17 protein-coding genes are annotated in these 15,702 nt (G+C 64.4%); 8 read left to right on the top strand and 9 right to left on the bottom strand.

The window, feature by feature from the left end; genetic code table 11:
- Positions 1-264: 264 nt before the first annotated feature.
- The 5 genes from J2887_RS02480 (at position 265) to J2887_RS02460 (ending at position 6,355) form a co-directional block, all read left to right on the top strand.
- A complete protein-coding gene (locus J2887_RS02480; protein ID WP_227173874.1) occupies positions 265-1,908 on the top strand; it encodes a methyl-accepting chemotaxis protein in 1,644 nt (547 codons plus the stop codon).
- 53 nt (positions 1,909-1,961) lie between these two features.
- Entirely contained in the window at positions 1,962-2,285 is a 324-nt protein-coding gene (locus J2887_RS02475; protein WP_227173873.1) for a DUF3301 domain-containing protein, read from the top strand.
- 163 nt (positions 2,286-2,448) lie between these two features.
- Positions 2,449-3,768 (top strand): substrate-binding domain-containing protein, encoded by a 1,320-nt coding sequence (locus tag J2887_RS02470; RefSeq protein ID WP_227173872.1) that lies wholly within the window; start codon positions 2,449-2,451, stop codon positions 3,766-3,768.
- Between the two features lie 18 nt (positions 3,769-3,786).
- A complete protein-coding gene (locus tag J2887_RS02465) occupies positions 3,787-5,562 on the top strand; it encodes a GGDEF domain-containing protein (protein WP_227173871.1) in 1,776 nt (591 codons plus the stop codon).
- 37 nt (positions 5,563-5,599) lie between these two features.
- The gene (locus J2887_RS02460) at positions 5,600-6,355 is read left to right on the top strand and encodes a substrate-binding periplasmic protein (RefSeq protein WP_227173870.1); all 756 of its coding nucleotides are present in this window, start codon (positions 5,600-5,602) and stop codon (positions 6,353-6,355) included.
- Between the two features lie 24 nt (positions 6,356-6,379).
- Here J2887_RS02460 and J2887_RS02455 read toward each other — a convergent pair whose 3' ends face one another.
- Positions 6,380-6,646, bottom strand: a complete 267-nt coding sequence (locus tag J2887_RS02455; protein ID WP_227173869.1) for a hypothetical protein — start codon at positions 6,644-6,646, stop codon at positions 6,380-6,382.
- Positions 6,647-6,906: 260 nt separating this feature from the next.
- Between J2887_RS02455 and J2887_RS02450 the strand changes: the two genes are divergently transcribed.
- The 3 genes from J2887_RS02450 to J2887_RS02440 all read left to right on the top strand — a co-directional run bounded on the left by J2887_RS02450 (position 6,907) and on the right by J2887_RS02440 (position 9,569).
- On the top strand, positions 6,907-8,205 hold the full coding sequence (locus J2887_RS02450; RefSeq protein WP_227173868.1) for a pyridoxal phosphate-dependent aminotransferase: 1,299 nt from the start codon (positions 6,907-6,909) through the stop codon (positions 8,203-8,205).
- An 84-nt stretch (positions 8,206-8,289) separates the two neighbouring features.
- Entirely contained in the window at positions 8,290-8,658 is a 369-nt protein-coding gene (locus J2887_RS02445) for a hypothetical protein (RefSeq protein WP_227173867.1), read from the top strand.
- 104 nt (positions 8,659-8,762) lie between these two features.
- On the top strand, positions 8,763-9,569 hold the full coding sequence (locus J2887_RS02440) for an inositol monophosphatase family protein (protein WP_227173866.1): 807 nt from the start codon (positions 8,763-8,765) through the stop codon (positions 9,567-9,569).
- A 48-nt stretch (positions 9,570-9,617) separates the two neighbouring features.
- Here J2887_RS02440 and slmA read toward each other — a convergent pair whose 3' ends face one another.
- The 8 genes from slmA to J2887_RS02400 form a co-directional block, all read right to left on the bottom strand.
- Positions 9,618-10,208, bottom strand: coding sequence for a nucleoid occlusion factor SlmA (gene slmA, locus J2887_RS02435; protein WP_227173865.1), 591 nt, complete (start codon positions 10,206-10,208; stop codon positions 9,618-9,620).
- Positions 10,209-10,259: 51 nt separating this feature from the next.
- Positions 10,260-11,069: a thiazole synthase gene (locus J2887_RS02430; RefSeq protein WP_227173864.1), complete on the bottom strand. Its 810-nt coding sequence runs from the start codon at positions 11,067-11,069 to the stop codon at positions 10,260-10,262.
- Positions 11,070-11,144: 75 nt separating this feature from the next.
- A complete protein-coding gene (gene thiS, locus J2887_RS02425) occupies positions 11,145-11,345 on the bottom strand; it encodes a sulfur carrier protein ThiS (RefSeq protein ID WP_227173863.1) in 201 nt (66 codons plus the stop codon).
- Between the two features lie 7 nt (positions 11,346-11,352).
- A complete protein-coding gene (locus J2887_RS02420; protein WP_416381907.1) occupies positions 11,353-11,739 on the bottom strand; it encodes a DUF423 domain-containing protein in 387 nt (128 codons plus the stop codon).
- 10 nt (positions 11,740-11,749) lie between these two features.
- Positions 11,750-12,550, bottom strand: coding sequence for a symmetrical bis(5'-nucleosyl)-tetraphosphatase (locus J2887_RS02415; protein WP_227173862.1), 801 nt, complete (start codon positions 12,548-12,550; stop codon positions 11,750-11,752).
- Positions 12,543-13,355 (bottom strand): 16S rRNA (adenine(1518)-N(6)/adenine(1519)-N(6))-dimethyltransferase RsmA, encoded by an 813-nt coding sequence (gene rsmA, locus J2887_RS02410; protein WP_227173861.1) that lies wholly within the window; start codon positions 13,353-13,355, stop codon positions 12,543-12,545. The genes J2887_RS02415 and rsmA overlap by 8 nt, the downstream gene beginning before the upstream one ends.
- Positions 13,352-14,383 carry a 4-hydroxythreonine-4-phosphate dehydrogenase PdxA gene (gene pdxA / locus J2887_RS02405; protein WP_227173860.1) on the bottom strand — a complete coding sequence of 344 codons (1,032 nt, stop codon included), beginning with the start codon at positions 14,381-14,383 and terminating at the stop codon, positions 13,352-13,354. Before pdxA ends, rsmA begins: the two co-directional genes overlap by 4 nt.
- Complete coding sequence (locus J2887_RS02400) at positions 14,383-15,702, bottom strand: peptidylprolyl isomerase (protein WP_227173859.1); 1,320 nt, start codon at positions 15,700-15,702, stop codon at positions 14,383-14,385. Before J2887_RS02400 ends, pdxA begins: the two co-directional genes overlap by 1 nt.

The following is a 15,702-nucleotide window of genomic DNA, read 5'->3' as shown; positions in this document are numbered from 1 at the left end:
CTCACATTCTTATCGTTGGAGTCTGAGGCTCCTTTGTATGTTTCACCTGCAGCAGAGGATAAGCAATTACACTTTTGGCCCTAGCCTGATATTGCAAACCCGCCCTAAAGAAGCGTGTATTTGTTCATAAATAAGCGCTTACTTATCGATAATTGCAATATGCGGCTGGTATTCCAGCGACCGCAGGCAATAGTTGGCAAGGAACATCAGCTAATAACATCGCCGCAATTGAGCCCAGAACTCAAACAACAGCAAAGGATTGTCATGCGTCGAAACCAGCCCGTAACCCAGCAGGAAAAGCGCTTCGCCGAGCACAGTCACCTGATCACCACCACCGACCTCAACAGCCGCATCACCGCCGTCAACGACACCTTCTGCGAGATCGCCGGCTTCGATGAGCAGGATCTGTTGGGCCAGCCCCACAACATCATCCGTCATCCGGACATGCCCCAGGCCGCTTTTGCCGACCTGTGGCAGACCATCCAGCGGGGCGACTCCTGGATGGGGCTGGTGAAGAACCGCTGCCGCAACGGCGACCACTACTGGGTAAGCGCGTTCGTCACGCCAATCCGCCAGCATGGTGAAGTAGTGGAGTACCAATCGGTGCGTACCTGCCCCACTCGGGAACAGGTGCAACGGGCGGAGGCGGTGTACCAGGCCTGGGCCACCGGCTCGGTGCCCGAGCGTTTTCTGGCCCGGGCACCGGCCTTGCTCAGCCGTCTGGTCGCTGGCTACCTGGCACTGGCATCGGTGCTGCTGTGGGCCAGCATTCCCTTGCTGGCCGTGACCTGGATCGCCGTCACCCAGGCACTGCTGCTACTCACCTTTGCTGCCCTGCTGGCGGGACTGTGGCCATTGCAGCACCGCCTCCGGGCCGGCCGTGAAGGCGTTCACCCAGCCCACCCCTACATCTACACCGGTCGGCGCGACGACAGCGCCTGGCTGACGTTTGAGCGGCTGAAGAAGGACGCCACCCTGCGAGCGGTGTCGGCACGACTGCACGCCAATGTGGACGATATTCACAACCGCAAGGACCGCACCATGGACTGGATCAGCCAGTCCGCCAATAGCATCCGCAGCCAGCAGCACGACCTCCATGACATCAACCGGGCGTTCGATGCCCTCGCCGACAGTGTCCAGCGGGTCAGCAATCTCACCCGCCAGACCCGCGACGCCACCGGCGATGCCGACCGCTCCGCCCAGCACTGCCAGCAACAGATGGCGACCCTGGACAACGCCCTGGAACAACTCAGCACCGACCTGACCCGGGCCAACACCCAGGTGCTGGCACTGGCGGACCGCAGTGACACCATCGGCATGGTGCTGGACGTCATTGGCGACATTGCCGAACGCACCAACCTGCTGGCGCTCAACGCCGCCATCGAGGCAGCCCGGGCCGGTGAGGCCGGACGTGGTTTCGCGGTGGTGGCGGAGCAGGTGCGGAACCTGGCCCGCCGTACCCAGGAATCCACCCGCGAGATAGAGCAGATCATCCACGGCCTTCAGGGCGATGCCCGCCTGGCCTCCGCCACCCTGCAACAGGGAGTGGCGGCCTGCGACCAGACCCGCCGCAACGCCACCCACACCCAGGCGGCCATCACCTCGACCCTGGCGGACATCCAGCTGATTGCTGCCTGCTCCGACCAGGTCGCCGACGCCACCGAACAGCAGTCCAGTCTCAGCCTGCAGGTGGAGCGGCAGGCCCAGCGGCTGCTGGAACTGGGCACCCGCTCGGTACAGAGCAGCGAAAGCGCCCAGCAGGAGTCCCTTCACTTGGCCAGCAACGTCGACCAGGCCCACCTGCTGAGTAACCACTTTCTGCAGATGCTCTGCGGCGTCAGCACGGAGCAGCGGCAAGCCGCTGAAATCCCGAGCAGAGACTCGCAATTGACCCCTGATTCGGTGTAACCTTGGCGCCGGTCCAACCGGGCCCCTCCGATCCGGCGACAGGCAATTTCTCCGTGACCCTAGGCACCCTCTTCTGGCTCTTCACCCTTGGCTTCGCAGCCTGGTACTGGTGGCGTGCCAAGGCGATCAAGGACACGGTGCTTGCCGCCGCCAAGACCTATTGCAAGCAAATGGACGTGATGCTGCTGGATGACGCGGTCTATTCGCGGGGGCTCTGGTTCAAACGCGACCGCCAGGGACGGCTCCGAGTCTGGCGCCGTTACCTGTTCGAGTTCACCTCCACTGGCGAGGAACGCTACCTCGGACGGGTGATCATGCTGGGCCAGCGCATCGAACACATGGAACTGGACCCACACCGGTTTGGCCCCGGGCACTGAGCCAGGACCAGCACCGACCCGTTAGCCACACCAAGCCGCGCCGTACCCCGATGACCTCTTCCTACGATCCGTTGTCCACACTGGGCCCGCAACCTACGCCCGGGCCGTTGTCCGTTATCGGCCGGTGTACGTCCGCACCAATCCCGCACTAGAGAGGAAAACCATGCTGTCTGCAGCTCGCAAGATGGGCGCCCTGTGCCTGTTGTGCCTGAGCTGGCCGCTACTGGCCAGTGAAACCCATATTGAAATTCACGGCTCCAATACCATCGGCGCCGACCTGGCTCCGGCACTGGTGGCCGGCTTTCTGCAAAAAAGGACAGGCCAAGGCACCGAACGCCAGCCCGGAGCGGAAGACAATGTCCTGCTGATCCAGGCTGGCCAGGACGACAACGCCCTGACCGCCCGGGTTGCCGCCCACGGTTCCAGTACCGGCTTCCATGCCCTGCTGGACGACACCGCGGACATCTGGGCGGCGTCACGCCCGGCCAAGCCCACCGAGATTGACGCCCTCGCCGGCGAGGCCGACCTCACCGCGCTTGCGAGTGAGCACATCATCGCCATCGACGGCCTCGCCATTCTGATCCACCCAGACAACCCGCTTACGTCCCTGACCCTGGACCAGCTCGGCCAGATCTTTGCCGGCGACATCAACAACTGGGCCCAGCTTGGTGGTGCCGACCTGCCGATCCAGCGCTACGCCCGCGACAGCCAGTCCGGCACCTGGGACACCTTCCGCAACCTGGTGCTGGGCGATCGCTACCAGCTGGCCGCCGGCACCCGCCGCTATGAATCCAACGACCAACTCTCCGACGACGTCAGCCAGAACCCCGCCGCCATCGGCTTCGCTGGCCTGGCCTCGATCCGCGACAGCAAGGAGGTGGCGGTGGCCGACGGCGACGCCCCGGCCCTCAAGCCCGACCGCCTGACGGTGGCCAGCGAGGACTACCCGCTGACCCGGCGACTGTTCCTCTACACCCGGGAAGACAACAACAGCAACCTGGTCAACGAGTTCATCGCGTTTGTGCTCAGCGAGCAGGGCCAGCAAATCGTCGATGACAATGGCGGCATCTCCCAGACGCCGATGGCCATGGACCCGGAATTTGATGACAACACACCGGCGTCGTTCAAATCCCTGACACAAAACTACCGTAGGCTGACGGTGAACTTCCGCTTCTCCGAAGGCCATACCCGCCTCGACAACAAGGCCCAGCGTGACCTGACACGGGTGATCGACTACCTGGAACGGGAAAACAGGCAGGGCTCCGACCTGTTGCTGATCGGTTTTGCCGACCAGCAGACCAGCGAGCTGCGGGCGCAGATGATTTCCGAATTGCGCGCCCTGTCCGTGGTGCGGGCACTGCGGGAAAAAGGAACGGAAGTGGATGCCTACACCGGCTATGGCCATTTCATGCTTGTTGGACGCTCAGGCGGCCGTGCCGGTCAGCAACGCAATGGACGCGTCGAGGTGTGGGTGAAGCACTAACCGACCCGGAGCCCCTGGATGCAAGACAGTCTGGTTCAGGAATTACAGCACTTGCTTGCCGATGAACGTATCACCACCCTGTTACAACCCATCGTGGACACCGCCGGAGGCTCCGTTTTCGGCTACGAGGCCCTCAGCCGGGGGCCTTCCGACAGCCCGCTGCATTCTGCGGCAATGCTGTTTGAAACCGCCGAACGCCACAACCTGACCGGCGAACTGGAATCCCTGTGCCTGCGGGCCACCGCCCGCAGCTGGGCCGCGCATGGCGTACCCCAGAAGCTGTTCGTCAACGTCAGTCCGGACAAACTTGTGCTGCCGGCGCTCAACCGCGCCGGCCTGTCCCGGCTGCTTGATGACAACGGCCTGCGGGCCGAAGACATCGTCATCGAACTGTCCGAACGCTACCCCACCAGTGACCTGGCGGCACTGCAGGAATCGCTGGTGTGGCTGCGTCAGCAGGGCTTCGGGATCGCCATCGACGACCTTGGCAGCGGCTATTCCGGACTCAAACTGTGGTCGGAGCTGAAGCCGGACTTCGTCAAGATCGACCGTCACTTTGTCCGCGACATCCAGGACGATCTGATCAAACGGGAATTCGTGCGTTCGGTGGTGGATCTGTCCAAACGCCTGGACTGCAAACTGATCGCCGAAGGCGTCGAAAGCGAGGCCGAGTTCCGGCTGATTGCCGAGCTGGGCATTCACCTGGTGCAGGGCTTCCTGTTCGGTCGCCCCCGGCCCATGCCCACCGCCACCCTTGATCCGCTGCTGCCCCGCCACACCGGCCGCCAGTGGGCCGGCAACAGCCGCGATTCCGCCGCCAACCTGTGCCGCTACGTCGAACCCCTGGCCCCGGATGCCACCCTCAAGGCCGCCTGGGAACGATTGCAGAGAGAGCCCAGCCTGTTCGCCCTGCCGGTGGTGGACAACGGCCATCCCCTTGGCCTGCTGCACAAATGGCGGGTGCTGGAGACCTTCAGCACGCCCTATGGCCGCGCCCTCAACGAGCGCCGCGCGGTCACCCACCTGCTCAGTGCCGACGCCCTGGTGGTGGATCATCACATGTCATTGGAGGACGTCAGCCAACGGCTGATCGACGAGGACCTGCACTACCTCAAGCAGCATTTCATCGTGGTGCGCGACGGCGGCTATGCCGGTCTCGGCGCCACCCGCTCGCTGCTCAAGCAGATCACCGCCCGCAAGCTCGAGGATGCCCGCTACGCCAACCCGCTGACCCTGCTGCCCGGCAACGTACCGATCCAGAAGGCCCTGGAAAGCCGATTGCGGGAACGCCAGCCATTCACCCTGGTGTACTTCGACATCAACCACTTCAAGCCCCTCAACGACGTGCTCGGCTACCGCGCCGGGGACCAGGTAATCCTCAAGCTCGGCGGCATCCTGGCGGAGCTGTTCACCGACCACCACGACTTCGTAGGCCACATTGGCGGCGACGATTTTGTGGTGATCAGCCCGGCGAACGACACCCTGGATCGTATCCGCCGGGCCCAGGCGCTGTTCGTTTCCGAGACGGCGACGCTCTATCCCTCCGCCACCCGAGACGCGGGCTTTGTCGAGTGCAGCGATCGGTTCGGCCAGATGGCCCGCTTTCCGCTGGTCACCCTTGCCGCCGGCCTGGTTGCCGTCAACGGCTTCGACTGCGACGCCTGTCGCACCGCCGACCAGTTGGCGGAGATCGCGTCCGCGGCCAAGAAACGGGCCAAGGCGGCGCCGGGGCACCTGTTTCTGGATACGGTTGACTGCCATCCGCTGGCCAACGCCGCTACAATGCGGCCCTAGTGTCCCGACAGGCCCCTTTCATCCATGGACCACCGACATGCTGAATCGACCGGTATTCTTTGCAGCGCTGTCGTTTCTGGCCTCCCTTGTCACTCTGGAGGCCAGGGCCGAGCCCGCCAACCTGACCATCGTCACCGCCGAGTTCCCACCCTACGAGTACAGCCAGGGGGACACCGTCGTGGGCATCGATACCGACACCGTGTGCCAGGTCATCCACCGCATGGGACTGGATGCAAGCATTGAGATGCTGCCCTGGCGCCGAGCCATCAAGCAGGTCGAGGACGGCTTTGCGGACATGGTCTATTCGCTGACCTACTCCGATCAGCGCACCGAGGAGCTGCTGTTCACCGCCCCCCTGAGCCAGGCCCGGGATGTGCTGTTCAAACGCCGCGACTGGCCGTTTTCCTGGCAGCAGCTGGACGACCTGAGCGGGCAGAGAATTGGGCTGTCGGAGTCCTACAACTACCCCAGCGAATTCATGGCCTGGATCGCCCGGGATCTGGCCCGGGTCACCCGCATCAGCCATGAACAGCCAGACTTAACCAGCCTGAGGATGCTGGCGCGGGGGCGGATCGACCTGTTTATCTGCGAGTTGAAGGTATGCGAGTATCTGATCGCCCATCACCGCGACGAGATGCCGGAGCTGGCCAACCTGGAGGCGCTGCCAACACCGGTGGCACCACCTCGGCAGCTGCGGGCGGCGTTCTCCCGTCGTAACCCTCAGGCCGCCGCGCTGCGCGATCGCTTCGACCAGGCGCTGGCGGAACTGCGGGCCGAGCAGACAGCACACTGACAGACGGGCGAGTGTCCCGACTGGTTAATTCGGCAGTACCAGTTTCTTGCGTACCGGCACACTGTTGCGGGTCTGGCTGACGGAATCGGCGTAGGCTTCCTTGAAAACCTGAAACCCCTCGCGGATCAGCTCTACGGTTTCCAGGTGACTCAGCGACGGCACAAAGGTGGGGTGACCACCGAAATGGCTGGAACCGGGGCGACCCTCAAACTGGATCAGAAACCCGGAATGGTGGCGGGCTGTACGGGCGGGCAGATCGACAACCCAGTTTTTTTGGGGGGTGCGGGACATGGTCTCAATCTCCATCTGAGAACTGCTTCAACTCCTGTCTCGCCGGCGAAATTACCAAGCCTTGGCGTGAAACACAAAAGAACATTGCATGACCGCCAACCCTGCCAAACGGCTTCCGAAAATTTCTCCAACGCTGCCAAGGCATTGATTCACAGACGCTTACCACGACACTTCGGCAATCCCCTATTCCGCCACCCTGATGGTTTTCCGTCGGCTTTCCTATACTGCTGTGTGACAACACTCACAACAGATCAGGACCCATGGACATAAACAGCACAGACCGACACTACGCCATCAACCTCAACGTTCGCGGCATCCAGCCCTCCTCGACCCTGCGCATCAATGAGCTGAGCAACCAGCTGCGCCAGGAAGGCCGCGACATCATCAAGCTGGGCCTGGGGCAATCCCCGTTCCCGGTACCCGATCGCGTAGTGGAGGCGCTGCAACAGCATGCCCATGAAAAGGACTATCTCCCGGTCAGGGGGCTCAAGGCTCTGCGCCACTCCATTGCCGGCTACATCAACCGTGCCGAGCACATGCGCTGCTCCGCCGACGACGTGCTCATCGGCCCAGGCTCCAAGGAGCTGCTGTTCATTCTCCAGCTGGCCTATTACGGCGACCTGCTGATTCCCCGCCCGAGCTGGGTGTCCTACGCTCCCCAGGCCCGCATCATCGGTCGCTCGGTTCACTGGCTGCCGACCCACGCCGAGAACAACTGGCAGCTCACCGCCGAGGAGCTGGACATCATCTGCCGTGACGATCCGTCGCGGCCGCGTATCCTGATTCTCAACTACCCATCCAACCCCACCGGCTGCACCTACACCGAAGACCAGCTGCTGGCGATCGCCAACGTCGCCCGCAAATACAAGCTGATCCTGCTGTCGGATGAGATCTACGGCGAAGTGCACTTCGAGGGCAAGCACAAGTCCATTGCCCGCTATTACCCGGAAGGCACCATCATCAGCACCGGCCTGAGCAAATGGGCCGGCGCCGGCGGCTGGCGTCTCGGCACCTTCATCTTCCCGCCCGAGCTGCGACCGCTGCAGGACGCCATGGCGATCATTGCCAGCGAAACCTACACCGCCACCAGTGCGCCGATCCAGTACGCCGCCATCGCCGCCTTCGACGGGGGGGACGACATGGACGAGTACCTGAAGCAGTCCCGACGGGTGCTGAAAGTGGTGGGTGAATACCTCCACCGCCGGCTCAGCGACATGGGCGCCGTGGTGCAGAAGCCGGAGGGGGCCTTCTACCTGTTCCCGAACTTCGTCAACTTCCAGGATGCCCTTGCCCGTCGCGACATCAAGACCAGCCAGGCGTTGTGCCAGCGCCTGCTGGAAGACACCGGGGTGGCCATTCTGCCCGCCAGCGACTTCGGCTTCGTGCCGGACCACCTCGGCGCGCGTCTGGCGTTCGTCGACTTTGACGGCGGCGAAGCCCTCAAGCTGGCCGGTGGCGACTACGCCGACCAGGCCCTGGGCGACAGCTTTGTTGAACAGGCCTGCCCACGCCTGGTGACCGCCATGGACAAGATGGAAGCCTGGCTCCAGGCGCTGTAAACGGCCCCAGCCCCGATGCGTTCAAGCATCGGGGCAGTTTTCCCCTCACGCAAGCATCGGAACCCCGCGAAAGGAACCCCGCGTATGGATACGCCTCTCTCGCCTCTCGCCTGGGACTGGCCCTGGCTGGTGTCGCTTACCCTGGCCCTGTGCGCCCTCACCGCCCTGCCCCAACAGATTTCAGAACGCTGGGACCCGGGCTGGGTGATCTTCTCCATCGCCTTTGCCACCAGCCTCGTCGCACCGCTGTCGCTGCCGTTGATGGCGCTGTGGGGAGAGGACTTCTGGTTACCACTGCTGAGCTTTTGCGCCGGCTTCTGGCTGTACATCCACCTCACCACCAGACACGGCAACGAGGCCAACATCGTGTTGATCTGGCACCTGCTGGCGATCCTGCTGATGGTGCCGCTGGCGGTGGTGATCCGGGGAGTGACCTGGCTGCTTTCCGGTTAACTGGCCGCCACACCCGGCCGCCCACCTGCGCAACACTTGCGGACACTCGATGGCGGTGGTTCCATAGCCTCTCCAAACCAATACCTGCCAGGAGGGACCACCACGTGTCTGTTACCGCGATTGCCGATTTCGCCGAGCAACTGGCCCGGGACGCCGGGGCGCTGATTCGCCGGGAGCGGGAGCAAAACACCCTCCGCACCGACTACAAGAACCACACCGAGCTGGTGACCCACGCGGACGTGATGGCGGATGAGTTCATCACCCAGGCGATCCGTGAGCGCTTTCCCGATCACCGCATCCTCTCCGAGGAATCCATGCCGGACCTGAGCCAGGCGAAAGAACTGGACACCCCGCTGTGGATAGTCGATCCCATCGACGGCACGGTGAATTACGCCTATGGCCACCCGCAGGTGGCGGTGTCGATCGCTTACGCCGAGCGTGGTCAGGTGCAGCTGGGGATCGTCCACGCACCGTTCTCGGCGGAGACCTTCCGTGCCGAACGCGGCCAGGGCGCCACCCTGAACGGTGAGAGCATCCGCCACAGCGGCTGTGACACCCCACGCCAGGCGCTGTTTGCCACCGGCTTCCCCTACACCAAGGACGCGCTGGCGCCGCTGCTGCGCCGGCTCGACACCATGATCCACCACTGCCGCGATCTGCGCCGGATCGGCTCCGCCGCGCTGGACATCTGCTGGGTGGCCTGTGGCCGGCTGGACATCTATTACGAGACCGTGAGCCCGTGGGATTTCGCCGCCGCCCGGCTGATTGCCACCGAAGCCGGTGCCGAGGCGGGCCATTTCAGTACGGTGCCGGAGGGGCAGCCGGAAGAGCTGTGGGGGCAGGACATCGTGATCACGGCGCCCGCCCTTTACCAGACCATCCGCCAGTGGCTGGCGGAGGCGTCCCGGTAGGTCTGCTAAAGGGCTAGAATTAGAAGCGGTGGCAGGTGGTTCCGGGCGTTAACCGGGCCAGACGGTGTCCAGCACCAGCAGCCAGGATTCGTCGAAGTGGGCGGTGGGCTGGCGTTCGAAGGAAGAGCGCACGAAGCGCTGCAGGCGTCCCTCAATAAAGACCATGACCCAGTCCGCGCCACGGCCCGGACTGGTACGGGGGCGCAGGCCCTGACGGATCTCGCCCTCCTTGAGCACCTGACGGATCTGGGTCTCCAGCCGCTCGAAGAACTGGGAGGCTCGGCGGCGCAGGGCTTCGTCCTCCCCCATCAGGGCATCGCCGGTGAGCACTCGGGTCAGCCCGGGATTGCGCTCGGCAAAGACCACCACCAGGTGGACAATCTGCTGCAGACGCACCTGGGCGTCGTCCTGCTCCTGCAGGATCAGTTGGCAGCGTGAGAACACCGCATCCTCGGCGAACTCGATCAGCGCCTCGAACATCTTGCGCTTGCTGGGAAAGTGCCGGTACAGCGCGGCTTCGGTGACGCCAACGGATCGCGCCAGGCTGGCGGTGGTGATCCGGGCACCGGGGTCGGTCTCCAGCAGGCCGGCGAGGGCCTGAAGGATCACCTCCCGGCGGCTGGGTTGTTTGTCGGTCATGGCGTTACTGCGTGTCCATTTCCAGAAGGTTAACGTTTACCGGACCACACCTCAGAAGAAGGTGCCGTCCAGGGGGGAGGAAGCGCTGGCGTAGAGCTTCTTGGGCATCCGCCCGGCCAGCCAGGCATCGCGGCCGGATTCGATTGCCAGCCGCATGGCATTGGCCATACGGATCGGGTCACGGGCCTGGGCAATGGCGGTGTTCATCAGCACACCGTCACACCCCAGCTCCATCGCGATGGTGGCGTCGGAGGCGGTGCCTACACCGGCATCCACCAGCACCGGCACCTGGGCGTTCTCGACGATCAGGCGGATGTTATAGCGGTTCTGGATACCCAGACCGGAGCCGATGGGCGCGCCCAGCGGCATGATGGCGATACAGCCCATCTCTTCCAGGCGCTTGGCCAGCAGCGGGTCGTCAGAACAGTAGACCATCACCTTGAAGCCATCGTTGATCAGCTCTTCGGCCGCCACCAGGGTCTCGGTCATGTTGGGGTAGAGGGTCTTTTCCTCACCCAGCACTTCCAGCTTCACCAGGTCGTGGCCGTCGAGCAGCTCCCGCGCCAGTTTGCAGGTCCGTACCGCGTCCTTGGCGCTGTAGCAGCCGGCGGTGTTGGGCAGGATGGTGTACCGCTCCGGCGAGATCACATCCAGCAGGTTGGGCTCATCCGGGTTCTGGCCCAGGTTGGTACGGCGCACCGCCACGGTGACAATCTCGGCACCGCTGGCCTCGATGGCACGGCCGGTTTCGGCCAAGTCGCGGTACTTGCCGGTGCCGACCAGCAGGCGAGATTGATAGGTTCGGCCGTCAAGGACCAGCGGTTTGTCTTCAGGAAGCGCGTTATCGGCAGGATGGGTCATGGAGCACCTGATTGGGGTTGGGATTATGGGTGGTGTGGGCTGCCGGCCAGGACGGCCTGCAGAGAGGTGGCGGGGTCAGCCACCACCAATGGCGTGGACCACTTCCACCCGGTCACCGGCCTGCAGCCGGAACTCGGCATGCTGGCTGCGGGGCACAATGTCTTCGTTCACTTCCACCGCCAGCCGCTTGCCGTGGAGCGCCAGGGCGTCCAGCAGGGTGGCCACGGTGGCCTGGTCGGCCAGCTCGTACGCTTCGCCGTTCAGTTCAATGTTCATACAAGCCTCAAGTCTCAACAGGGGTACGGCGGATGCCGGCGATGGCCAGCACCAGCCACCCCACCATAAAGCAGACACCGCCCAGCGGCGTCACCGGCCCCAGGCCGGGCAGATCGGTCAGTACCAGCAGATACAGGCTGCCGCTGAACAGCAGGATGCCGGCCAGGAAAAAGCCGGCGGCAACCTGCAGCCAGCGCCGGCGACAGCCGAAACCCAGCAGCAGGGCGCACACCAGTAACGCCAGGGAATGGTATACCTGATAGGTGACGGCGGTCTGGAAAACTTCAAGCCCCCGGGCACTCACCAGCGCCCGCAGACCATGGGCTCCAAAGGCGCCCGCCATCACCGCCACCAGCATCGACAGGGCGCCGGCCACCAACGGAAAGCGCAGCAGCGGCAGGGTGCTAACAGTCACAGTGAATGCGCTCCCCGCTGTCCAGGTTCATGATGGTCAGGGCGCCACCCCAGACACAGCCGGTGTCCAGGCCGATGTAGCGCTCGCTGCCGGTACGCCCCTCCAGCGCCGCCCAGTGCCCGAAGATCACCCGCACCTGATCGTCCCGGGGAAACTGGAACCAGGGCTGGTAGCCATTGGGCGCGGCACCGGCAGACTCCTTGGTCGCCAGTTCCAGAGTGCCGTCAGCGGCGATGAAACGCATCCGAGTGAAGTAGTTGGTGATGGCGCGCCAGCGATCCATGCCCTGCAGATCGTCCTGCCAGCGGGCCGGCTCGTTGCCGTACATGCCGGTGAAATACGCCCGCGCCTCCGGCCCCCGGATCACCGCCTCCACTTCCCGGCCACAGGCCAGGGCCTGATCCACCGACCAGATGTGGGGCAGACCGGCGTGAGCCATGAACAGGTCCCGGTCACCATCGTAGAGGCACAGGTTCTGCTGCCGCAGCCAGGCCACCAGCCGCTCCAGGTCCGGCGCATCGAGGATCTCCGCGAGGGTATCCTTCTTGCGGGTGCGATGCCCGCCAAGCACCACCGCCAGCAGGTGCAGGTCGTGGTTGCCCAGCACGATGCGGGTGGCGTCCCCCAGACCTTCCAGGAAACGCAGCGTTTCCAGCGACGCCGGGCCACGGTTGATCAGGTCCCCCGCCACCCACAGGCAATCCCGGGACGGCGAGAAGTCCACCTTGGCCAGCACCGCCTGCAGACGGTCGTGACAGCCCTGAATATCGCCAATGGCGTAGTCAGTCATTCCTCTCTCCGTCGGCCTCGTACACGGCATCGGCAATCGCCACGTACTGGGCCAGTGTCAGGTTTTCCGGTCGCAGGCCGTCATCGATCCCCAGCGCCTGCAGCTGGGCCACCGACACCTCCGCAGCCAGCGCCTTGCGCAGGGTCTTGCGGCGGGCATTGAAGGCACTTCGCACCACCCGTTGCAGGGTGGCCAGGTCTTTCGCCGGGTGCGGCAGGGTATCGTGAGGCACCAGCCGGACGATGGCGGAATCCACCTTGGGCGCCGGCCGGAACGCGCCCGGGCCCACCTCAAACAGCGGCTGCACCTTGCAGAAATACTGCGCCATGATGCCGAGGCGGCCATAGTGATTGTCGCCGGACACCGCCGCCAGACGCTGCACCACCTCTTTCTGCAACATGAAGTGCATGTCCTTCACCAGCCCGGAGAAGCTCAGCAGGTGAAAAATCAGCGGGGTCGAGATGTTGTACGGCAGGTTGCCGATGATCCGCAGTCGCTCACCATCTCCGGCAAGCTGACCGAAATCGAACGACAGCGCGTCGGCTTCGTGGATGGTCAGTTCCGGGTAGTTGAAAAACTTGGTGCGCAGCACCGGAATCAGATCCCGGTCCAGCTCCACCACCTGCAAGCGCGGGTTGGCCTGCAACAGCTCTTCGGTCAGCGCCCCCAACCCCGGGCCGATCTCCACCATGGCGTCGTCGGGCTGGGGATGGATGGCACGGACAATACGCTCGATCACCCCGGGGTCGTGCAGGAAATTCTGTCCAAAACGTTTTCGGGCCTGGTGGCCGGCCTTTCGGCTCATGTCGGTTCTCCACTCGACGGGGATGAAGCGGTGGCCCGATGGGCGCGCAGGGATCGGGCCATGCGCTCACCCACCCGCACCGCGGTCTTGAGACTGCCGACATCGGCCCGACCGGTGCCGGCCAAGTCCAGGGCGGTGCCATGGTCCACCGAGGTGCGCACAATCGGCAGCCCCAGGGTAATGTTGACGGCGCGGCCAAAACCCTGGAATTTCAGCACCGGCAGTCCCTGGTCGTGGTACATCGCCAGGGCGGCGTCGGCCTGGTCCAGCCAGTGGGGCGTAAACAGGGTGTCTGCCGGCAGCGGCCCGATCAGCTCCAGACCCTCACTTCGCAGCTGCGTCAGGGTCGGCTCAATCACCTCCAGCTCCTCACGCCCCAGGTGACCGCCTTCTCCGGCGTGGGGATTGAGGCCCGCCACCAGGATGCGGGGCCGCGCCAGACCGAAGAACTTGCGCAGGTCCTGGTCGAGGATGCGACTGACCTGGCTTAGCCGCGCCGGGGTGATGGCGGCGGAGACGTCTTTCAGCGGCAAGTGGGTGGTGACCAGCGCCACCCGCAACTCGTCGGTGGCCAGCATCATCACCACCCGCTCGACACCGCACAGCGCCTGCAGGAACTCGGTATGGCCACTAAAGGCGATGCCCGCCTCGTTGATCACGCCCTTGTGCACCGGCGCCGTCACCATGCCATCGAAGGTGCCATCCAGGCAGCCGTTGGCGGCCAGAGTCAGGGTGTCGAGCACGTACTGGCTGTTGCCGGTATCGAGCTGTCCCGGCTGATTCGAGGCCAGTCCCGCCACATCCAGCACCGACAGCTCACCGGCGCCGGTGGCGGCCGGTTGCCCCGACTGCCAGGGCCGCAACGTCACCGTCAGCCCCAGCTGGGTTGCCCGGGCCCGTAACAGGGCTTCGCTGGCCACCACCACCAGACCGACGTCGCGGTCGCTGGCGGCCAGTTGAAGGCACAGTTCAGGGCCGATACCCGCCGGCTCACCGGCGGTGACGGCCAGGGTGATGGCGTCGGTCATCAGGCGTTGTCACCGTTGTCGTCAGAATCGAGTTTCTTTTCCACGAAGGCTTCGTCGCGGATCTCCCGCAGCCAGGACTGCAGCTCCACCTCGAACTTGCGACGGTAGATGGCCTGGCGGGCACTGTTCTCCTGGAGTTCGTCGCTGACGTCCTTCTGGCGGCGGTCTTCCACCTGCAGGATATGCCAGCCGAACTGGGAACGGATCGGCCCCTTGAGTTCGCCAATGTCCGCCGCCAGCATCGCCTGCTCGAACGCCGGCACCATCTGGCCGCGGCTGACCCACCCCAGGTTACCGCCATCGGACCCGGACACCGGGTCATCGGAATACTCCCGTGCCAGTTCGGCAAAGTCGGCGCCCTGCTGCAGCTCCCGATAGAGCTCGCGGATCTTCTGCTCCGCCTGGGCCTCGGTCAGGGTCTCAGAGGCCCGCACCAGAATGTGCCGCACCTTGGCCTGTTCCACCAATTGGGCGCCGCCCCGCTTGTCCAGCACCATCACGATGTGGAACCCGCTGCCGCTCTGCAACACCTCCGAGGGTTCCTGCAGCGGCAGTTCCGGCACCACGTCGGCCAGCAGAGAGGGCAACTGGTTCTCCGGACGCCAGCCCATCAGGCCGCCATCAAGCGCGTTACTGGCGTCGGATTCGGCCACCGCGGCGGAGCGGAAATCGCGGCCGTTGCGGATTTCCTTCACCAGTCGCTCGGCCTTGTCACGGGCCTGGCGCGCGGCGGCCTGGTCGTTGAAGTTATCCACCGCCACCAGGATGTGGGCCAGCTCATACTCGGTGACATTGCCGCCACGGGCTTCCTCGGCCGCCAGGTAGTTTTCCACCTCCCGGTCCGTGACCCGGATGCGGTTGCCCACACTGCGCTGCTGAACCCGGCTGACCAGCATTTCCTGGCGAATCTGTTCCCGCGCCTGAGCGTAGGTCAGGCCCTCGGCGGTGAGCTGCTGCTCGAACTGCGCCAGGGTCAGGTTGTTGCCCTGGGCGATGTTGCGGATGGTCTCATTGAGCTCGTTGTCGCTGATCCGCATGCCCATTCTGTCGGCCCGCTGCAGCTGGATCGAATCGGTGATCAGCTGGTCCAGCACCCGCTGCGCCAACAGCGACCGCGGCGGCAGGGTGGTGCCCTGGGCACTCAGCCGTGAGATCACGGTCTGCACCCGGGCATCCAGCTCCGACTGCAGAATCACGCTGTCATCGACAATGGCAATCACCCGGTCCAGCGGCTCCCGGTCCGCCCGGGCCACCGTGGCCAGGACCATCGCCAGCAACAGCAGCATGGCTTGGACGCTTACGCGCAGATTGGCCTTCAT

It is taken from the genome of Marinobacter sp. CA1, assembly GCF_020546665.1.
Classification (GTDB): domain Bacteria; phylum Pseudomonadota; class Gammaproteobacteria; order Pseudomonadales; family Oleiphilaceae; genus Marinobacter; species Marinobacter xestospongiae.
The sequence above is the reverse complement of the archived record's forward strand: the minus strand, read 5'-3'. Positions and strand labels throughout refer to the sequence as shown.